The 19511-nt window shown below is 70.0% G+C and carries 25 protein-coding genes; 10 read left to right on the top strand and 15 right to left on the bottom strand.

From position 1 onward, the window contains the following. Positions 1-30: 30 nt before the first annotated feature. The 15 genes from C3Y15_RS00645 to iscU form a co-directional block, all read right to left on the bottom strand. The gene (locus tag C3Y15_RS00645; RefSeq protein ID WP_059493795.1) at positions 31-477 is read right to left on the bottom strand and encodes a hypothetical protein; all 447 of its coding nucleotides are present in this window, start codon (positions 475-477) and stop codon (positions 31-33) included. Between the two features lie 137 nt (positions 478-614). Beyond that, a complete protein-coding gene (locus C3Y15_RS00640; RefSeq protein WP_106919386.1) occupies positions 615-1091 on the bottom strand; it encodes a hypothetical protein in 477 nt (158 codons plus the stop codon). Between the two features lie 5 nt (positions 1092-1096). After that, positions 1097-1423 (bottom strand): (2Fe-2S) ferredoxin domain-containing protein, encoded by a 327-nt coding sequence (locus C3Y15_RS00635; RefSeq protein WP_014725844.1) that lies wholly within the window; start codon positions 1421-1423, stop codon positions 1097-1099. Positions 1424-1438: 15 nt separating this feature from the next. Continuing rightward, positions 1439-1738 carry a ferredoxin family protein gene (locus tag C3Y15_RS00630; protein ID WP_011880112.1) on the bottom strand — a complete coding sequence of 100 codons (300 nt, stop codon included), beginning with the start codon at positions 1736-1738 and terminating at the stop codon, positions 1439-1441. After that, on the bottom strand, positions 1735-3045 hold the full coding sequence (locus C3Y15_RS00625) for an FAD-dependent monooxygenase (RefSeq protein ID WP_011880113.1): 1311 nt from the start codon (positions 3043-3045) through the stop codon (positions 1735-1737). The genes C3Y15_RS00630 and C3Y15_RS00625 overlap by 4 nt, the downstream gene beginning before the upstream one ends. An 11-nt stretch (positions 3046-3056) precedes the next feature. Next, positions 3057-4163, bottom strand: coding sequence for an electron transfer flavoprotein subunit alpha/FixB family protein (locus C3Y15_RS00620; RefSeq protein ID WP_059454637.1), 1107 nt, complete (start codon positions 4161-4163; stop codon positions 3057-3059). Then, the gene (locus tag C3Y15_RS00615; protein ID WP_014725846.1) at positions 4160-5008 is read right to left on the bottom strand and encodes an electron transfer flavoprotein subunit beta/FixA family protein; all 849 of its coding nucleotides are present in this window, start codon (positions 5006-5008) and stop codon (positions 4160-4162) included. The genes C3Y15_RS00620 and C3Y15_RS00615 overlap by 4 nt, the downstream gene beginning before the upstream one ends. Before the next feature lie 14 nt (positions 5009-5022). Continuing rightward, positions 5023-5361: a nitrogenase stabilizing/protective protein NifW gene (gene nifW, locus C3Y15_RS00610; RefSeq protein WP_014725847.1), complete on the bottom strand. Its 339-nt coding sequence runs from the start codon at positions 5359-5361 to the stop codon at positions 5023-5025. 6 nt (positions 5362-5367) lie between these two features. Further along, positions 5368-6162 carry a serine O-acetyltransferase gene (gene cysE / locus C3Y15_RS00605; protein WP_124259701.1) on the bottom strand — a complete coding sequence of 265 codons (795 nt, stop codon included), beginning with the start codon at positions 6160-6162 and terminating at the stop codon, positions 5368-5370. After that, on the bottom strand, positions 6159-7295 hold the full coding sequence (gene nifV, locus C3Y15_RS00600) for a homocitrate synthase (protein ID WP_046424825.1): 1137 nt from the start codon (positions 7293-7295) through the stop codon (positions 6159-6161). Before nifV ends, cysE begins: the two co-directional genes overlap by 4 nt. A gap of 307 nt (positions 7296-7602) precedes the next feature. Continuing rightward, positions 7603-7938: a 2Fe-2S iron-sulfur cluster-binding protein gene (locus C3Y15_RS00595; RefSeq protein WP_059493798.1), complete on the bottom strand. Its 336-nt coding sequence runs from the start codon at positions 7936-7938 to the stop codon at positions 7603-7605. Positions 7939-7957: 19 nt separating this feature from the next. Next, complete coding sequence (gene hscA / locus C3Y15_RS00590; RefSeq protein WP_059493799.1) at positions 7958-9832, bottom strand: Fe-S protein assembly chaperone HscA; 1875 nt, start codon at positions 9830-9832, stop codon at positions 7958-7960. A gap of 45 nt (positions 9833-9877) precedes the next feature. Beyond that, complete coding sequence (iscA, locus tag C3Y15_RS00585) at positions 9878-10201, bottom strand: iron-sulfur cluster assembly protein IscA (RefSeq protein ID WP_011880121.1); 324 nt, start codon at positions 10199-10201, stop codon at positions 9878-9880. A 7-nt stretch (positions 10202-10208) separates the two neighbouring features. Continuing rightward, positions 10209-10583, bottom strand: coding sequence for an iron-sulfur cluster insertion protein ErpA (gene erpA, locus C3Y15_RS00580; protein WP_011880122.1), 375 nt, complete (start codon positions 10581-10583; stop codon positions 10209-10211). A gap of 27 nt (positions 10584-10610) precedes the next feature. Beyond that, positions 10611-11048, bottom strand: a complete 438-nt coding sequence (gene iscU, locus C3Y15_RS00575; RefSeq protein WP_046424817.1) for a Fe-S cluster assembly scaffold IscU — start codon at positions 11046-11048, stop codon at positions 10611-10613. Positions 11049-11355: 307 nt separating this feature from the next. Here iscU and nifA point away from each other — a divergent pair, with 307 nt between their 5' ends. The 10 genes from nifA (at position 11356) to C3Y15_RS00525 (ending at position 19489) form a co-directional block, all read left to right on the top strand. Then, positions 11356-13065, top strand: coding sequence for a nif-specific transcriptional activator NifA (gene nifA, locus C3Y15_RS00570; RefSeq protein WP_059493801.1), 1710 nt, complete (start codon positions 11356-11358; stop codon positions 13063-13065). A 380-nt stretch (positions 13066-13445) separates the two neighbouring features. Continuing rightward, positions 13446-15035: a nitrogenase cofactor biosynthesis protein NifB gene (gene nifB, locus C3Y15_RS00565; RefSeq protein ID WP_059493803.1), complete on the top strand. Its 1590-nt coding sequence runs from the start codon at positions 13446-13448 to the stop codon at positions 15033-15035. Between the two features lie 42 nt (positions 15036-15077). Next, positions 15078-15272: a 4Fe-4S binding protein gene (locus C3Y15_RS00560; RefSeq protein WP_011880126.1), complete on the top strand. Its 195-nt coding sequence runs from the start codon at positions 15078-15080 to the stop codon at positions 15270-15272. Positions 15273-15334: 62 nt separating this feature from the next. Next, a complete protein-coding gene (locus C3Y15_RS00555) occupies positions 15335-15739 on the top strand; it encodes an iron-sulfur cluster assembly accessory protein (RefSeq protein ID WP_059454644.1) in 405 nt (134 codons plus the stop codon). A 16-nt stretch (positions 15740-15755) separates the two neighbouring features. After that, positions 15756-16328 (top strand): hypothetical protein, encoded by a 573-nt coding sequence (locus tag C3Y15_RS00550; RefSeq protein WP_059493805.1) that lies wholly within the window; start codon positions 15756-15758, stop codon positions 16326-16328. Continuing rightward, a complete protein-coding gene (locus C3Y15_RS00545; RefSeq protein ID WP_081052187.1) occupies positions 16325-17269 on the top strand; it encodes a 4Fe4S-binding leucine-rich repeat protein in 945 nt (314 codons plus the stop codon). Before C3Y15_RS00550 ends, C3Y15_RS00545 begins: the two co-directional genes overlap by 4 nt. Beyond that, complete coding sequence (locus C3Y15_RS00540; RefSeq protein ID WP_034192744.1) at positions 17262-17657, top strand: nitrogen fixation protein NifZ; 396 nt, start codon at positions 17262-17264, stop codon at positions 17655-17657. The genes C3Y15_RS00545 and C3Y15_RS00540 overlap by 8 nt, the downstream gene beginning before the upstream one ends. A 14-nt stretch (positions 17658-17671) precedes the next feature. Next, complete coding sequence (locus tag C3Y15_RS00535) at positions 17672-17938, top strand: nitrogen fixation protein NifZ (protein ID WP_226246403.1); 267 nt, start codon at positions 17672-17674, stop codon at positions 17936-17938. Beyond that, positions 17935-18291, top strand: coding sequence for a hypothetical protein (locus C3Y15_RS00530; protein WP_041494367.1), 357 nt, complete (start codon positions 17935-17937; stop codon positions 18289-18291). The genes C3Y15_RS00535 and C3Y15_RS00530 overlap by 4 nt, the downstream gene beginning before the upstream one ends. Positions 18292-18310: 19 nt before the next feature. Then, complete coding sequence (locus C3Y15_RS00525) at positions 18311-19489, top strand: cysteine desulfurase family protein (RefSeq protein ID WP_059493807.1); 1179 nt, start codon at positions 18311-18313, stop codon at positions 19487-19489. The last annotated feature ends 22 nt before the right edge of the window (positions 19490-19511 follow it).

The following is a 19511-nucleotide window of genomic DNA, read 5'->3' as shown; positions in this document are numbered from 1 at the left end:
ATGCATAACGACATGCACGCTCGCCTGCCTTCACGCCGCCTGTCGTGCGACGCCGAGTGCGAGCGCCGCCTTCGCGAGCAGCCGACGCAAACGCTCGTTGGCGGTCGCGACCGCGTGAAGCGGCGCGCGCGCCAGTTGCCGATCGTGCAGCGTCAGCAATCGCGCGACGTGCCCGTGGTCCTGCGCGTCCATGCGCCATTCGCCCGTGGTATGGCCGCGGTCGGTGCATCGGCGCAGCGCCGCTTCCATCTCCGCGAACGCAGCCTGGTCGCCGCCCCCATAGCCGGCTTCGTGAAGAAACTCGGCCAGGAACAGGATCTCGACGAGCCGCGAGAGCTGCCGCTCGTTGCCGTGGCCCGCACGGATCGCGGCCAGCACGAGGTGGTACTCGAGCGATCGCCGGTCGACCGTCGCACGCGGCGTCGGCAGCAGCATGGCCTTGTTGCGCGAGCGAACCGGCGAACGTGGAAGCGTCATCGTGCGTGATCCTTCAGGCGGAACATCGGACCGCGAATGGCCATGCACCGGCGCATGCCGCGTATGCGGACCGGCCGGGCGGCCGGTTCCGCTGCGTTCCACTGCGAACCATCTCGACCTCCTTCATGCGCGGCCCGTCACCGTTCCGGAACCTGGGCGAGCAGCGCATCGACGACGCCGTAGCCGACGCGATCGGCCGGATCGAGCGCGCGCAATTTCTCGACCAGCGCGCGCGCGACGCGGTACTCGCCCAGCCGCACGCTGATGAACGCGAGCGCCTTCAGCGTGAACAGCCAGAAGCGGGCGGGGCCGGGCACCGAAAAATCGGCGTCGCTCGCACGCACCGTGCGCCAGTCGCGTGCCAGCGACGCCTGCTCGGCCGCGACCGCGAGCGCCTTGATCGCGACCTGTTGCGCGTGCGCGAGCTCGCCTGCCGCCGCATGGAACTTGTAGAGCAGGTAATACGCGGGCAGGCTGCGCGGCGCGCTGAGCACGGCCGCCCACAGCGCCGCGCCGGTCTCGTCGCGCGTCGCCCCGCGCGCCGAGTCGATCAGATGCCGGATCGACGCGGGCACGTCGCCGCCGAACAGCTCGGCGGACTCGGATCCCGTCATCAGGTTCACCAGATCTCCCTCGGCGCGAGCAGACGTGCGACCGGCTCGCCGCGTTCGAGGTGGCTGGAGAAGATCTCGTCGACGTCGGCCGGCGTGACGCCGCTGTACAGCACGGCTTCCGGATAGACGACGACATTCGCGCCGCGCTCGCACGGGCCGAGGCAGCCCGCGTAGGTGATGGCGACCGTGTCGTAGGCCTGGCGCTTCTGCTGCTCGGCCCAGAACGCCTGCAACAGCGCGGCCGAGCCGTGGCCGCCGCCGCAGGAGCCGCGCGGATGGTTCGGCGGCCGGTTCTGCGTGCAGACGAAGACGTGTCGTGTCGGACGTGGCATCGCGGTATCCCTCCTTCAACCGAACTTGAACAGGATCCCGTGGCCGCCCCGCGGGTACTCCCATTCGATGTTCTGATGTTCGCTGCACAGGATCCGGCAGCTCCCGCACTCGAGGCAGCCGTCGGTGATCAGCGTCACCGCGCCGTTGCCTTCGGCCTTGTAGCACGACGCCGGGCAGACGAACGTGCAGCTCTTTTGCCTGCAGTCGTTCAGGCAGACGTCCGTGCTCTTGATGCGGATGTGCGGCCGGCCCGCGTCGACGCGGTAGCGGTTCTGAAACAGCTTTTCCTCGACGTTGACTGTCACGGTGCTCATCGGAATGCCCTCCAGATTTTGAACGCGTCGCCGACCAGCCCGGCGAACGAACGGCTCTTGCGGAAGCTCGACACGATCGCGCGCTCCTTGGTCTTCTTGTCGACGCCGTCGACGGTGATCATCGTGCGCGCGGCGTTCGCGACCAGATCCGGATAGGTCGTGAAGAACTGCGGATTGCGGTGCAGCGTGTCCGGCATGTCGCGGTACTTGTACAGATCCTTCATCACGAAGCTGTCGTCGAGCTTCGCCTTGTACGCCTTCAGCTCGCCCGCGCGATAGCCGCGGCCGGCTGCCTTCGCCGCGATCACCGTCTCGGCCGCGAGGCGCCCGGTCGTCATCGCGAGGTTCGAGCCTTCGCGGTGCGCGGCATTCACGAAGCCGCCCGAGTCGCCGACGATCATCCAGCCGTTGCCGTACACGCGCGGCACCGCGTGGAAGCCGCCTTCCGGGATCAGGTGCGCGCAGTATTCCTTCATCTCGCCGCCCTCGATCAGCGGCGCGATCGCCGGATGGCGCTTCATCTGCTCGATCAGCACGTACGGGCTCGTGCGGTTCGCGTTCTGCTTGAAATCGGACAGCATGCAGCCGACGCCGATCGTCAGCGATTCGCGGTTCGTGTAGAGGAAGCCCGTGCCCATCATGCCGTCGGTGATCCGGCCGACCATCTCGATCACGACGCCTTCGTCCTCGCCGATGTTGAAGCGCTGACGGATCGTCTCCTCCGGCATGAACAGGATTTCCTTGACGGCGAGCGCGACGTTGCCGGCGTCGATCTCGTCGTGGAAACCGGCCTTGCGCGCGAGCGTCGAATTCACGCCGTCGGCGAGGATCACGACGTCGGCGTAGACGTCGCCCTGCTCGCGATCGCACTGCACGCCGACCACCTGGTCGCCGTCGAGGATCAGATGGTTGACGGTCGTCTCGCAGATGACCAGCGCGCCGGCCTCGCGCACCTTCGACGAGAACCACTTGTCGAACTGCGCGCGGATGATCGTGTAGCGGTTGTACGGCGGCTTGTTGTAGTCGTCGCTGCGCACGTGCGTGCCGACGAACGACGTCTCGTCGAGCATCCACAGGCGCTGCTCGATGATGTGACGCTCGAGCGGCGCGTCGTCGCGAAAGTCGGGGATGATCTCCTCGAGCGCCTTCGCGTAGAGGATCGCGCCTTGCACGTTCTTGCTGCCCGGATACTCGCCGCGCTCGATCTGCAGCACCTTGAGGCCGGCCTTCGCCATCGTGTAGGCCGCGGCATTGCCCGACGGCCCCGCGCCGACGACGATCGCGTCGAATTGCGACGGTTTTTTCATTTCGCTGCTCCTTATGCGACCTGTTTGCCGCGAACCGACAGGTGTTCCGCGAACGCTTGCGTGAGCGCGGGCAGCACCTGCATCGCATTGCCGACGATGCCGAAGTGCGCGAAGTCGAAGATCGGCGCGTTCGGGTCGGTGTTGATCGCGACGATCACGTCCGCGCTCTCCATCCCGACGCGATGCTGGATCGCGCCGGAAATGCCGGCCGCGATGTAGAGCTTCGGCCGCACGGTCTTGCCGGTCTGGCCGACCTGCCGGTCGGCCTCGACCCAGCCGGCCTGCACGCACGGGCGCGTCGCGCCCACCTCGCCGCCGAGCACGCGCGCGAGCTCGAACACGAGGCGGAAGTTCTCCGGGTTCTTCAGCCCCTTGCCGCCGCTCACGATCACGTCGGCATAGGGCAGGTTGATGCGGTTGCTGTTCGCGTCGGCGATGAAGTCGAGCAGCTTCGTGACGATGTCGGTTTCGACCATGCCGAACGTCTCCTGCACGATCTCGCCGCCGCGGCCGGGCTCGGCGCGCGGCATCGCCATCACGCGCGGGCGCACGGTCGCCATCTGTGGCCGGTACGCGAGCGTCATGATCGTGCACAGCAGCGAGCCGCCGAAGGTCGGCCGCGTCGCCGCCAGCGCACGTGTGGCCGGATCGATGTTGAGCGCGGTGCAGTCCGCCGTCAGTCCGGTCAACAGCGTGGTCGCAACCGAGCCGGCGAGGTCGCGGCCCATCGACGTCGCGCCGAGCAGCAGGATTTCGGGCTGGTAGCGATTGACGAGCTCGGTGAGCGCCTTCGTGAACGGCTCGTTCCGGTAGCCGTGCAGGACCGGCGCGTGAATCACGTAGGCCTTGTCGGCGCCGTAGCCGAACGCGTCGGCGGCGAACGTCTCGAGCGCTTCGTCGGGGCCGCCGAGCAGCACGACGGACACGTCGCTGCCGAGCTTGTCGGCGAGCTTGCGCGCCTCGCCGACGAGTTCCCACGACACGCCGTGCACGTGGCCGCGGTCGTGCTCGACGAACACCCAGACGCCCTTGTACGCCTTCAGGTGCTCGGGCAGCTCCAGATTGCGGCCGCCGGCCTTCCTGACGGGCGCGGCGGGCGGGTTGGCGGCGGTCGTCATGTCGACTCCTTCATCAGCAGGTCGGTTTCGAGCGTCGGATGACGCGTGAAGATCTTCTGCAGCAAGGTCAGCGACACGTCGCGCAGCGTCGACGTGTCGAGTTCGAGCAGGTCGGCCTTCTCGCTGCGCGGGGTCGGGCCGAACACCTTGCTGACGACGGTCGGCGATCCCTTCAGCCCGATCTTCGTCACGTCCTCGATGCCGGCGTCCTCCTTGTTCCATCTGCGCACCGGAAAACCGGCCGCATGGATCATCGCGGGCATCGTCGCGAAGCGCAGCTCGTTGGTGTTCTCGAGCATCGTGACGAGACACGGCAGCGCGGTCTTCAGCACCTGCACGCCGCCTTCCGCGCGGCGCTCGACGACGATCGTGCGCGCCTCGGGATCGATCTCGACGATCCGCGACACGTAGGTCAGCAACTGCATCCCGAGCCGCTTCGCGATGCCGGGGCCGACCTGGGCGGTGTCGCCGTCGATCGTCTGCTTGCCGGTGAACACGATGTCGACCGCCTGTTCGCGCGCGATCTGGCGGATGCCGGCCGCGAGCGCATAGGAGGTCGCGAGCGTGTCGGCGCCCGCGAACGCGCGGTCGGTCACGAGGATCGCGTCGTCGGCGCCGTAGCTCACGCATTTGCGCAGCGCGTCCTCGGCCTGCGGCGGCCCCATGCAGAGGGCGGTGACCATGCCGCCGAAGCGGTCCTTCAGGCGCAGCGCCTCTTCGAGCGAGAACAGGTCGTACGGATTGGGGATCGCGGGCACGCCCTGCCGCATGATCGTGTTGGTGACCGGATGAACCCGGATCTGCGCCGAATCCGGAACCTGCTTGATGCAGACGACGATGTGCATGGTGGGTTTCTCCGTCATGCGGTGCCGCGCGCCGGCAGCGACGCGCGGAGAGTGTCGACGGACACGTGCTGCCGCCCGTCGACGTCCTGGAATACCTTGAAGACCTTTTCCTCGGCGGGCGTCGACGCGACGAAGTCGCGGTAGGCCCGTGCGAGCTGGTCGCGGTAGGCGGCGAACAGCGCGGCTTCGGTGTCCTGCGGGATCGACGCCTGCTGCCGGATGTACTGGAAGAAGCGCTTGAGGATGTGCAGACGGCAGACGTCGACCACCTTCTGGTCGAACGGCACGCCAAAGAACTGCAGGAAGTCCTCCGCGGAGGACAGGTGTTTCAATCGTTCGGCGAGGGGCGTCATGGCGAATCACTCCGGACGGCGGGACGGGGATGGCGCGTGCACGGCGTCCATGCAGCCGTCGCCGCAGCATGGTTCGCCGGGTGCGCCGGGACGCGGCGGCAGCGGGCCGCCTTGGCTGGACTGCTCGAGCCGGGCGACGCGATCGAGCAGGCACGCGAGCGCCTTGCCGACCGGGTCGGGAATCAGGTGATGGTTCAGGTCGTAGCCGTGCGCGGTGCGCCGGTCGCGCGGCGCGACCACGCGCGCCGGAATCCCGACGACGGTCGCGTGGTCCGGCACCGCGTCGATCACGACCGAGTTCGCCGCGATCCGCGCGCCATCGCCGACCGCGATCGGGCCGAGGATCGTCGCGCCCGCGCCGACGATCACGCGCTCGCCGAGCGTCGGATGGCGCTTGCCTGCGTGCAGGCTGGTGCCGCCGAGCGTGACGCCGTGATAGAGCGTGCAGTCGGCGCCGATCTCGGCCGTCTCGCCGATCACGACGCCCGAGCCGTGATCGATGAACAGGCGCGGGCCGATCGTCGCGCCGGGATGGATGTCGACCTGCGTGACCATGCGCGCGACGAACGACAGCACGCGCGGCAGATAGCGCCAGCCGCGCCGCCACAGCGCATGCGCGACGCGGTGCGCGGCGAGCGCGTGCAGCCCCGGATAGATGGTCCAGACCTCGAGCCGGCTGCGCGCGGCCGGATCGCGCTCGAGCACGCAGCGTGCGTCGCCGCGCAGCAAGGCCCACCATGAGCGGCCGGCGGCGCGCTCGGCCGCCGCCGATGGGGATGCGGTGCGCGGCACGGCGCTCATGACCATTCCTCGATGAGTTCGCGCGTCTCGACCAGGAACCGGTACAGATCGGCCGCGTTCGGCGCCTGCTTCGTCTGGGTCGCATGCTGGCGGATGCGCGCGAGCAGCAGCGGCACGAGCTGGTCGGCGACCGGCAGCCCGAGCGCCTCGTACGCATGGCGCACGCCGTGCGAGCCGGAATGCTTGCCGAGCACGAGCGAGCGCGCGCGGCCGAGCTCGGCCGGATCGAAGCTCTCGTAGGTCGTCGGATTCTTCGCGAGGCCGTCGGTGTGGATGCCCGACTCGTGCGTGAACACGCCGCCGCCGACGATGCTCTTGTTGAGCGCGACCTGCCGCCCCGACGCATGCTCGACGAGCCGCGAAATGCCGACGAGCGCGGTGGTGTCGACGCCGGTGTCGCGGCCGAGCAGATGGCGCGAGCACATCACGACTTCCTCGAGCGCCGCGTTGCCCGCGCGCTCGCCGAGGCCGTTGACCGTCGTGTTCGCATGCGTCGCGCCGGCCCGCAGCGCCGCGAGCGTGTTGGCGGTGGCGAGCCCGAGATCGTTGTGCGCGTGCATCTCGATCTCGATGTCGACGGCGTCGCGCAGACGCGCGACGGCTTCGTAGGTCGAGAACGGATCGAGCACGCCGAGCGTGTCGGCGAAGCGGATGCGCTGCGCGCCGCATTGCTGCGCGAGCCGCGCGACGTCGGCGAGGAACGCCGGGTCGGCGCGCGACGCGTCCTCGGCGCCGAGCGAGATCTTCAGGTCGCTGCGCACGGCCTCGCCGATCACGCGCCTGATCTGCGCGAATACCCAGGCGCGCGGCTGGCGCAGCTTGTATTGCAGATGAATGTCCGACACCGGCACGGACAGGTGGATGATGTCGGGCCGGCAGCGCAGCGCCGCGGCGAGGTCGCCCGGCGTCAGGCGTCCCCAGACCATGACGCTCGCGTCGAGATTCAGGTCGACGATCGAGCGGATGTCCGCGATTTCGTCGGCGCCCATCGACGGGATGCCGATTTCGAGTTCGGGCACGCCGGCGTTCGACAACGCGGTCGCGATCGCGCATTTCTCCTCGACGGTGAACGCGACGCCGGCGGTCTGTTCGCCGTCGCGCAGTGTCGTGTCGTTGATGATCGGAATGGACATGGTTGCGATTCCAGAGGGCGTTGCGATACGTATTTGCAAAGGTCGTGCCAATTGCGCATGGGGGCGCGAGAGGCCGTCGCGACGCGGGTTTGCGCGAATCGCGCAGCGCGCGGATGGCGGCTTGCCGCCCACGCGTGTCGCGAATGTGCTGTTTCGGACAGCGGTGCGTCGGCTGGATGTCGGGTCGTCGGCGCGCGGTGCGCGCGACGTTGCGCGTGCAACGTGTCGCGCAGGCGGACGTACGGGCGGGATGAGCGGCAGGCGCGTGACGAAGAGACGAACGGCGGCCCGAGGACGGCCCGCGCGCTCAGCGTTCGCGTGCGAGATTGCGCGTGTGGCGCGGGAGTTCGATCGTCAGGTCGTCGTTGCCGAGGCTCACGCAGCACGCGAGCCGCGACTGCGCGTCGAGCCCCCACGCGCGATCGAGCTGGTCGTTCTCTTCGTCGTCCGGCGGCGCGAGCGACGCGCCGCCTTCCCGCACGTACACATGGCAGGTCGCGCACGCGGCGACCATTTCGCAAGCGTGCTCGAGCGCGATGCCGCTCGTGAGCAGGCTCTCGCACAACGACGCGCCGCGCGGCGCATCGAATGCATGGCCGTTGGGACACAGCGCAGGATGAGGCAGAACCCGGACGCAGGGCATACGCGCTCCTCGGTATCCGTTACGCGAGGCTGTCGAGCGCGCGCCCGGCGAGCGCGCTGCGGATCGACGCATCCATCCGGCGCGCGGCGAACTGCTCGGTGGCGCGGGACAGCGCGTCGGCGGCCTCGCGCAGCGCGTCGAGCGGCGCGGCCGTGCCGAGCGCGTCGGCGACGCGGAACAGCGCCTGCCGGACCGCCGCGAGTTCGTCGGCCGACAGCAGCGATGCGTGCTCCGTCAGCGCGGCTTCGGTCGCGTCGAGCATCCTGCGCGCATCGACCTGCGCTTCGCGCCACGCGCGCAGCTGCATGTCCGCCACGGACGTGTCGATCGCATCGCGCAGCATCGACGCGACCTGGTCGTCGCTCAGGCCGTAAGACGGCTTCACTTCGACGTGCGCATCGACGCCGCTGCGCTGCTCGCGCGCGGTGACGGCCAGCAGCCCGTCGGCGTCGATCTGGAACGTGACGCGGATGCGTGCGGCGCCGGCCACCGCGGGCGGAATCCCGCGCAGCGTGAAGCGTGCGAGCGAGCGGCAGTCGCCCACCGATTCGCGCTCGCCCTGCACGACGTGAATCGACATCGCGGTCTGGCCGTCCTTGAACGTCGTGAATTCCTGCGCGCGTGCGACCGGAATCGTCGAGTTGCGCGGAATGATCTTCTCGACGAGGCCGCCCATCGTCTCGATGCCGAGCGACAGCGGGCACACGTCGAGCAGCAGCCACGCGTCGCTGCCGGCGTTGCCGGCGAGGACGTCGGCCTGTTTCGCGGCGCCGAGCGCGACCACCTGATCGGGATCGATGTCGGCCAGCGGCTCGCGGCCGAACAGGCTGCGCACCGCGTCGCGCACGACCGGCATCCGCGTCGATCCGCCGACGAGGATCACGCCGTCCAGCTCGCCGATCGCCAGCTGCGCGTCGCGCAGCGCGCGTTTGGTCGCCGCCAGCGTGCGCGCGACGAGCGCTTCCGCGAGCCCCGCGAACGCCGCGCGCGACAGCGTTTGCCGCAGCTCGACGCCGCTCGACAGCCGGATCGCGAGATCGGCGCTCGCCGCGTGCGACAGCGTTTCCTTCGCCGCCCGCGCGGCGCTCAGCATCGCGCGCTGGTCGCCGGGCGCGTGCGAGGCGAGCGGGTCGACGCCGTGCGCGCGGCACAGCCACGCCGCGATCGCGTGATCGAAATCGTCGCCGCCGAGCGCCGAGTCGCCGCCCGTCGCGAGCACTTCGAACACGCCGTTCGCGAGCTTCAGCACCGACACGTCGAAGGTGCCGCCGCCGAGATCGTAGACGACGTACGCGCCTTGCGCGCCGCGGTCGAGGCCGTAAGCGACCGCGGCGGCCGTCGGCTCGTTCAGCAGGCGCAGCACGGTCAGGCCGGCGAGCCGCGCGGCGTCCTTGGTCGCTTGCCGCTGCGCGTCGTCGAAATACGCGGGCACCGTGATGACGACGCCGGCCAGCTCGCCGCCGAGCGCCGTCTCGGCGCGCACGCGCAGCGCGCGCAGGATCTCGGCCGACACCTCGACGGGCGTGCGCACGCCGCCGGCCGTGTCGAGCGCGACCATGCCGGGCCGTTCGACGAACCGGTACGGCAGGGCGTCGGCGCCCGCGACATCCGCGAGGCCGCGGCCCATCAGGCGCTTCACCGACACGATCGTGTTCTGCGGATCGTCGACCTGACGCAGCTGCGCGAGCCGGCCGACCTCGGTTGCGCCGGACGGCAGATAGCGCACGATCGACGGCAGCAGCGCGTGGCCGTCCGCATCCGGCAGCACGCGCGCGAGCGCGCTCTGCACGGTCGCGACGAGCGAGTTGGTCGTGCCGAGGTCGATGCCGGCGGCGAGCCGGTGCTGATGCGGCGCGGCGGCGCGGCCGGGTTCGGCGATCTGCAGCAGGGCCATGGCGGGTCTCCGTGCGGTCGGTGCGAATGTCGCGTGCGGGCGTGCTCAGACGGCGAAGCTCTCGCCGCAGCCGCAGTTCGCGGTCGCGTTCGGGTTGTGGAACTTGAAGCCTTCGTTCAGGCCCTCGCGGACGAAGTCGAGCTCGGTGCCGTCGAGCATCGGCAGGCTGCGCGGGTCGACGACGACGGTCACGCCGTGCGTCGCGAAGCACAGATCGTCGTCGTTCGGCGCGTCGACGAATTCGAGCGCGTAGGCGAAGCCGGAGCAGCCGCTCGTCTTGACCGCGACGCGCAGGCCGAGCCCGGCGCCGCGCTTTTGCAGCGCTTTCTCGATGTGGCGCGCGGCCGCTGGAGTGACGGAGATGGCCATCGCGCGCTCACACGGAAAAGGAACTGCCGCAGCCGCACGTGCTCTGCGCGTTCGGGTTCTGGATCACGAAGCGCGAGCCTTCGAGCCCGTCCTCGTAGTCGACGCGGGCGCCCGCGAGGTATTGCCGGCTCATCGCGTCGATCAGCAGCGTGACGCCGTCGGTGACGACTTGCAGGTCGTCATCGGCGACCTGGTCGTCGAACGCGAAACCGTATTGAAAGCCCGAGCAGCCGCCGCCCGACACGTAGAGCCGCAGTTTCAGCTGCGGGTTGCCTTCCGCGTCGATCAGCGCCGCGACTTTCGCGGCCGCGTTGGGCGTGAAGTCCAGAAAGGCCGGCAGCGGGACGGGCGCGGCGTCGGCGGACGGTTGCAGGAGTTCCATGGGGTGATCCTCGAAGGAGTGAAGCGTTCAGTTCGGCGTGGACGTGCAGACCGGCTGCTCGGCGAGCGTCTCGCCGCCGCCCGCGCCCGGATGCCGCGAGCGGAAATCGGCGACGGCGGCCTTGATCGCGTCCTCGGCGAGAATCGAGCAGTGAATCTTCACGGGCGGCAGCGCGAGTTCTTCGGCGATGTCGGTGTTCTTGATCGCGAGCGCTTCGTCGAGCGTGCGGCCGCGCACCCATTCGGTGACGAGCGAGCTCGACGCGATCGCGGAGCCGCAGCCGTAGGTCTTGAATCTCGCGTCCTCGATCACGCCGTCGGCATTCACGCGGATCTGCAGCCGCATCACGTCGCCGCATGCGGGCGCGCCGACCATGCCGGTGCCGACGTCGTCGGCGCCGGCGTCGAACGAGCCGACGTTGCGCGGGTTTTCGTAGTGGTCGAGGACCTTGTCGCTATAGGCCATTGCATGCTCCGCGTGGAGGGATGACGACGGTGGGTTGACGACCGCCGGATTTGCAACATCCATGCCACGCTTTTTTTTCGCTTGATATCGTGGATGTCGAGCTGCGCATTGTCGAGTTTGTCGCGCGCACCCGGCGAACGGCGCGCGACCTTGTCGCCTTTGTCTGGTCGTTTCTCGCCTGTGTCGGCTTTGTCGCCGCGGGCAGGCGTCACGATCCGGCGGCACGAGATGGGCGCAGATATTGCTTCGCCATTACGTCGCGCCGGAGTGCTGCACGCGCGGGCGAGCCATCGCAGGAGCGAAAGCCATGCCGAATTCCCATGCAAGCGAGCATCGCCGTGATCTCGACGTGGTCTATGAAGTGGGCAAGACGCTGATATCGTCGCTCGACGTCTCGCAGACCTTCCTCACGTCGCTGCGTTACCTGTCCTACACGCTGGGCTGGCGCTCGGCGTTCGTCGTCGTCGTCGAGCCGGACGGCTACCTGCGCGGCCTGTGCTGCACCGGCCTCGCCGACGACTGGCGCCAGCGCGTGCGCTTCCTGCCCGGCGAGGGCATCGTCGGACGCATCTTCACGAGCGGCTCGCCGGTGATCGTGCCGGAAGTGCGCGACGAGCCGCTGTTCCTCGATCGCACGGGCGGCGCGGGCGAGCCCGACGACGGCTCGGTCGCGATGCTCGGCATGCCGATTCGCCACGAGCAGCGTACGCTGGGCGTGCTGGTCGCGTTTTGTTCGAACCCCGATCGCAACCGCGTGTTCGCGAACGACCTGTATCTGATGAAGATCGTCGCGACGCTGATGGGGCAGGCGATGCTGCTACATCGCAGCGTCAGCTGCGCGCACGACCGCCTGCAGGACGAGGTGCGGCGCATGCAGAAGGCGATCCGGCCGGTGCAGCAGCTCGATCAGGTGGTCGGCGTGTCAGCGCCGATGCAGCAGGTGTTCTCGCAGGTCCATCAGGTCGCGCCGGCCCGCACGACGGTGCTGCTGCGCGGCGAGAGCGGCACCGGCAAGGAGGTGATCGCGCGCGCGATCCACCGGCTGTCGCCGCGCAACGACCACGCGTTCATCTCGGTGAACTGCGCGGCGCTGACCGAGACGCTGCTCGAAAGCGAGCTGTTCGGGCACGAGAAGGGCGCGTTCACCGGTGCGCAGGGATTGCGCAAGGGGCGTTTCGAACTGGCGCATGGCGGCACGTTGTTCCTCGACGAGATCGGCGACATCTCGCCGTCGTTCCAGGCGAAGCTGCTGCGCGTGCTGCAGGAGCGCGAGTTCGAGCGGGTCGGCGGCGCGGCGCCGGTGAAAGTCGATGTGAGATTGATTCTCGCCACCAATCGCAATCTCGAGCGGATGGTGAAGGAAGGCGAGTTCCGCGCCGATCTCTACTACCGGATCAACGTCGTCAGCATCCAGTTGCCGCCGCTGCGCGAGCGGCGCGACGACATCCCGGCGATGGCCCAGCATTTTCTCGATCGCTTCAACCGCGACAACGGCCGCGCGCTGCGCTTCAGCGAGGACGCGATGCGCGTGCTGACGAGCTGCTACTGGCCCGGCAACGTGCGCGAGCTCGAGAACTGCGTCGAGCGCACCGCGACGATGACGCATCACGACACGATCGACCGCCTCGCGTTCCTGTGCCAGGAGGACCGCTGCCTGACGAAGGTGCTGCATCACATCGAGCGCGAGGACGCGGTGCGTCCCGCGCGGCTGCTCGACATTCCGATCTGCGAGGTGCCCGCGCCGGGCGCCGGCGATCACCGCGGCTTGCCGCGCGACGGCGGCTTCGCGGACGACCCGTTCGACGATGCGTTCCATGACCACGAGCACGACCACGACGACGCGTTCGCGATGAACGGCGACGACGAAGGCAAGCCGGAAGGCGAGCGCGAGCGCCTGATCTGGGCGATGGAGCGCTGCGGCTGGGTGCAGGCGAAGGCCGCGCGCCTGTTGAAGATCACGCCGCGACAGATCGGCTACGCGCTGCACAAGTACGGCATCGAGGTGCGGCGGTTCTGATCGCCACCGCCACCGCCACCGCCGCGCCGCGCGTGCGCTGAGCTGCACGCGCGGCGTTTGACTGCGCGCTTGCGCCGCCGCATGCGCGCACGCCGCTTCCGCTTCCGCTTTCCTTCCCGACCGGCCTCACGCGCACGCGCGCATTCCCATCCCGCCGCAGCCGCCGACGCATCGGCGCGCTTCCCTCCGTCGCTCCCCGATTGTGTCGTTTGTCGCAACCGCGACAGCGGCGGCCGCCGTTCTCGTCGCGGAACGCGCGCCGGCCCGACAAACCGGACATCGGATCGGCCGCTCAGGCGCGCCGCTGCGTGCGTCGCGGCGTGGCACGGTTCTGGCTTTTAACGTCGCACGTCGTCCCCGTCGAATTCCAGGAGAAGTCCATGCACAGCGCACAGAACGTCGGCATGCCCCCCGCGTCGGCCTATATCGGCATCGGCGAGATCAAACCGCTCGGTATGCCAGCGGACGTCCCGGCGGGCGGCGGTTGCGGCACGCACGGCGGCGACGGCAAGGCGAGCTGCGGCTCGTCGGGCGGCCCCGACGACATGCCCGCCGAGATCTGGGAGAAGGTCAAGAACCACCCGTGCTACTCGGAAGAGGCGCATCACCACTACGCGCGGATGCACGTCGCCGTCGCGCCCGCCTGCAACATCCAGTGCAACTACTGCAACCGCAAATACGACTGCTCGAACGAGTCGCGCCCCGGCGTCGTGTCGCAGAAGCTCACGCCCGAGCAGGCGGTCAAGAAGGTCGTCGCGGTCGCGAGCGAGATTCCGCAGATGACGGTGCTCGGCATCGCCGGCCCCGGCGATTCGCTCGCGAACCCGCAGAAGACCTTCGACACGTTCCGGATGCTCCAGGAGCAGGCGCCCGACATCAAGCTGTGCCTGTCGACCAACGGCCTCGCGCTGCCTGCGCTGGTCGACGAGATCTGCCGCTACAACATCGACCACGTGACGATCACGATCAACATGGTCGACCCGGCCGTCGGCGCGAAGATCTATCCGTGGATCTTCTGGGACCACCGGCGCGTGACCGGCTACGAGGCCGCGCAGATCCTCCACGAGCAGCAGATGAAGGGGCTCGAGATGCTCACCGCGCGCGGCGTGCTGACCAAGATCAATTCGGTGCTGATCCCCGGCGTCAACGACGAGCACCTGATCGAGGTGAACCGCGAGGTGAAGAAGCGCGGCGCCTTCCTGCACAACATCATGCCGCTGATCTCCGAGCCCGAGCACGGCACCTATTTCGGCCTGAACGGCCAGCGCGGACCGAGCGCGCAGGAACTGAAGGCCGTGCAGGACGCGTGCATGGGCGGCGCGAACCTGATGCGGCACTGCCGGCAATGCCGCGCGGACGCGGTCGGCCTGCTCGGCGAGGACCGCAGCGACGAGTTCACGCTCGACCGGATCGACGAGATGGAAGTGGTCTACGACCTCGATCGCCGCCGGGCCTATCAGGACCGCGTCGAGGCCGAACGCAGCGCGCAGCATGCGGCGAAGCAGGAGGCGCTCGCGGCGTCGATGGCGAGCGACGTCGCCACGGATCTCAAGGTGCTGGTCGCCGTCGCGACGAAGGGCGGCGGGCGCGTCAACGAGCACTTCGGCCACGTGAGCGAATTCCAGATCTTCGAGGTGTCCGCATCGGAAGCGCTGTTCGTCGGCCATCGCCGCGTCGACCTGTACTGCCAGGGCGGTTTCGGCGACGACGAGCAATTGCCGTCGGTCGTGCGCGCGATCAACGACTGCCATGCGGTGCTCGTCGCGAAGATCGGCGCGTGCCCGCGCGACGAGCTGGCGCAGGCCGGCATCGAGCCGGTCGAGCGTTTCTCCGGCGAGTTCATCGAGAAGGCCGCGCTCGCATGGTTCGACGATTACCGCGGCCGCGTCGCGTCCGGCGCGGTCGTGCATGCGGATCGCGGCGACGCGGCGATCCGGCAGGGCGCGTACACCGGCAGCGCGGCGGCGTAACGCGCGCGTCATCAGGATCTCACCCACAACAGGAGCGTCACCATGTCCCTGAAGATCATCGCTTCGACCTGCACCGGCTGCTCGGCGTGCGAACCGGAGTGCCCGAACGTCGCGATCGGCGAAAAAGGCGGCGTATTCGCGATCGATCCCAAGAAGTGCACCGAATGCGAAGGGCACTTCGACAGCCCGCAATGCGTCGCGGTGTGCCCGGTCGACGGCTGCATCGTGCCGGCGTGAGCCGCGTGCCGGCCGCCGTCCACGCGTTCAACGCGTTCAACGACAAGGAGTGAATCGCGATCATGCTGCCGAATGTCACCATCACCGCCGCGGCGGACAAGTTCATGCGCCGTATCGTGCGCTTCTCGGGCTTGCCGGCCGGCGCGGGCTTCCGGCTCGTCGTCAGCGCCGGCGGCTGCTCGGGCTATAACGCGGCGTTCAGCGCCGAGGCCGCGCCGCAGGCGGGCGAGGCGGTGCTCGACGCCGACGGCCTGCGCGTGTTCCTGCCCGCGGAAAGCCGGATGCTGCTCGACGGCGTGACGATCGATTTCGTCGAAACGGCGACGCAGTCGGGCCTCACGTTCACGAACCCGAACCAGGCGCCGTGCGCGTGCAGCAGCGCCGCGCCGGCGGAGCCCGGCGTCGCGAAGATCGGCATCGACGCGATCGGCCGCGGCCGGCCGCCCGAGCTGTCGCGCGCGTCGTGACCGACGGGAGCGGACCATGTACGGCGAATCCCGCACGCTCGACGACGCACTCTCCGCGTTCGCGTGTTCGGCGCTCGGCGGCGGTCTGCCGGCACCCGTTGCCGCATGGATCGACGCCGCCGGGCGTTTGCAGCACCGCCCGGACGACGCGCTGGCATTGCTCGAACGCGCGCGGGCGGCGCTGCCCGCGCATCCGGCGCCGCTGATCGCGTTGTACCGCTTCCATTTCTACGGCCATCGGCTCGCGCAGGCGCGTGCGGTCGGCGAGGCAGCGCTTGCGCTCGTGCGCACGGCGCTCGGCTCGCGCGTCGGCGATGCGCCGCCGACGGGCGACGCGGTGCGCTACGACGCGACGGTGCGCTTCCAGCTGTTCGTGATGAAAGGGCTCGCATACCTGAACCTGCGGCTCGGCGAGCGCGCGGCGGCGCGCTCGCTGCTCGACGAATTGCGGCGCCTCGACCCGGACGACCGGGTGGGCGGCGCACTGCTGCTGCACGTGCTGACGCGCGACGAACGCTGCGCGGACGGCGATGACGACGACGCGCTGCACGCGCATCCGGCGCGCGGCTGGGCGGAGACGCCGAGATGAACCGCTCGCCACGCTCCCCGCGCGCAGGGCGGTCGCCGCGCGAGCGCGCCGCCGCGCCGTCTCGCGATAGCGCGCTCGGCCGGGCGCGCAGCGTCCCGGCGCAGGCCGACGCGAACGCGCCGACCGCGCCGCGCGCGTCGGCGCCCGCCGGCGACATCCCGCCGCTGGACTGGCAGGGCGGCGCGCTCGACTGCGCGCGCTGCCCGTACGCGGCGCTGCGGGGCCGCGCGGGCGAAGCCGGCTGCGAGCCGGGCCGCGCCTGCATGCAGGACGCGTATGCGCGCCGGATCGACCGCTTCTTCAGCTGGCATCCGGCGCTCGCCAACGAACAGCTCGCGCACCCGTATTTCGAGGTGCGCGCGATCGCCGCGCGCTACGCGGACGTGTTCCGCCTGCCCGCGCTGATCGACGATCCGGACGAAACCGTACGGCTGCAGGTGGCGTTGCGCCTGCCGCACGCATATCTGTCGCGGCTCGCCGGCGATCCGCATCGCGAGGTGCGGATCCGCGTCGCGCAGCGCGTCGATCCGGCCGTGCTCGCGAGCATGCGGACCGATCCCGACTACGGCGTGCGCGACTGGGTCGCGCGCCGCCTGCCGGTCGCGCTGCTGCCGTCGATGGCGCGGGACGCCGATCGCGGCGTGCGCATGCGCGTGGCCGAGCGGCTCGACATGCCGGCGCTGCTGCGGATGGTGGACGATGCCGACGCCGAGGTGCGTCGGCGCGTCGCCGCGCGGCTGCCGGCGCCGTTGCTCGGCAACCTGCTCGGCGACGCGGATTGGCGCGTGCGCTGGGAGATCGCGCGGCGCGCGCCGCCGGGCATCGTCGTGCTGCTGCTCGACGATGCGGACGACGAAGTGTGCGCGCTCGCCAGGCGCCGGCTGCGTTCGGACGATCCGTCGCAACCGCTGGAACTCGATAGTGGAGCGGACCATGGCTGACATCAACCGCGACGACGACGTGATCGAGGTCGCCCATCCGCCGCGTTTTTCGTTCGGCGAGCGGGTGGTCGCGCGCTCGGCGGTGCGCAACGACGGCACCTACAGCGGCAAGGACATCGGCGAGGTGCTCGTCAACAAGGGCGACGTCGGCTACGTGACGAGCATCAACACGTTCCTGCAGCAGTTCTATATCTATGCGGTCGACTTCGTCGACACCGGCCACCGGGTCGGGATGCGCGCGAAGGAGCTGTGCACGCTCGACAACCTGCCCGACGACGTGCTCGCGAAGCTCGGCGCGCACGCGAGCCGGCTCGGCGAGCTCGGGCGGGCCGTTGCAGCCGACGGGCCGCACGCCGCGGCGCGCGGAGAACCGGAGACGTCATCGTGAACATGATGGAGCCCATGCGGGAGCCCGAATATTCGTGGGGCATGCGCGTCGTCGCGCTGGACGATCTGTGCAACGACGGCAGCTATCCGGACCATGCGCCCGGCGCGCGCCTCGTCGACGCGGGCGCGGTGGGCGAGATCGTCAACGTCGGGCAGGTCGTCGACACGGGGGAGCCCGTCTACCTGGTCGAATTCGGCCGGCAGGTGATCGGCTGTACCGAGGACGAGATCGCGCCGGCGCCGGCCGGCCTGCTGCCCGAACACGACGGGGCGGCGCGATGATGACGCAGGGGCGAGCGGCGCCAGGGCGCGGCCAGCCGGCGAGCGTCGTCGATTTCACGCAGCGGCGCATCGAACGCGCGCTGCGCGAGCGTGCGCGCTATCGCTACGTGAGCCCGCGCGTGCTGCGCGACGCCGACGGCTTCCGGATCGAGAGCCCGTGCTGCTCGCGCAACGTCGACCCGGGCGGCGGCGTGATCGACATCGCGCGGCTCGCGCGCGGCCCCGCCGGGCGCTGGAGCCTGTACGCCCGCGATCATGCGGCGCGCCGCTGGTCGTGGCGGTACGAAAGCGCCGATCTCGACCTGCTGCTGGAGCTGCTGTGCGTCGACGCCGAGCGCGTGTTCTGGCCGTGACGCACGACGGGGAGCGACGATGATCTATCTCGACCACAACGCGACGACGGCGCCCGCGCCCGCGGCGATCGACGCGATGCTCGCCGTGCTGACCGACGTGTGGGCCAACGCGTCGTCGCAGCATGGCGCCGGACAGCAGGCGAAGCGCACGCTGGCCGCCGCGCGCGCGACGATCGCCGGCGCGCTCGGCTGCAAGGCCAGGGAAGTGGTCTTCACGAGCGGCGCGACCGAGGCGAATCATCTCGCCGTGCTCGGGCTCGGGGCGCCGGCCGCAGCGTCGGCGTCTGCCCCGGCCCCGGCGCCGGCCGTGCGGCGCAGGCTTGTCTTCGGCGCGACGGAGCATGCGGCGCAGCTGAAGCTCGCGCACGCGCTCGCCGCGCAGGGCCGTCCGGTCGATTTCATCGCGGTGCGACCGGACGGCGTGCTCGATCTCGACAGCGCCGCGCGCGTGATCGGCCCGGACGTCGCGCTGGTGTCGGTGATGGCGGCGAACAACGAGACCGGCGTGCTGATGCCGATCGCCGACGTGAAGGCGCTCGTGCAGGCGGCGGGCGCGCTGCTGCACGTCGACGCGACGCAGCTGGTCGGCAAGCTGCCGTTCGATTTCGCGGCGCTCGGCGCCGACGCGGTGTCGCTGTCCGCGCACAAGCTGCACGGGCCGAAAGGGATCGGCGCGCTGCTGGTGTGCGACGGCGTGCCGCTCGCGGCGCAGTTTCCCGGCAGCCAGGAGCGGCACCGGCGCGGCGGCACCGAAAACCTGCCCGCGATCGTCGGCTTCGCCGCGGCGCTCGAGCGGCTGGCCGATGCGCTCGCCGACGCCGCGCGGATCGCCGCGCTGCGCGACGCGTTCGAGGCCGGCCTGCGCGCGGCGCTGCCCGGCGTGCACGTGTACGGCGCGAGCGCGCCGCGCTTGCCCGGCACGAGCTGCCTGCGCGTCGGCCGGCTGGACGCCGACACCGTCTTGCAGCGCTGCGAGCAGATCGGCGTGTGCGCGTCGTCGGGCTCGGCGTGCTCGTCCGGCGGCAGCGAGCCGTCGCACGTGCTGAGCGCGATGGGCGTGCCGCGCGACGAGGCGCTCGGCGCCGTGCGCTTCTCGCTCGGCGCGGCCACCAGCGCGCGCGACATCGATTACCTGCTCGCCGCGCTGCCCCCGTTGTTGAAGCCGTTGCTGGCCGAAGCGGCCGTGCAGCCGACCTGAACCCGTCGTATCCCCGGAGTCT

The organism is Burkholderia sp. B10, assembly GCF_004368385.1.
GTDB lineage: Bacteria > Pseudomonadota > Gammaproteobacteria > Burkholderiales > Burkholderiaceae > Burkholderia > Burkholderia vietnamiensis.
Note: the sequence above shows the minus strand (reverse complement) of the source record. Positions and strands in the feature narration are given on the sequence as shown.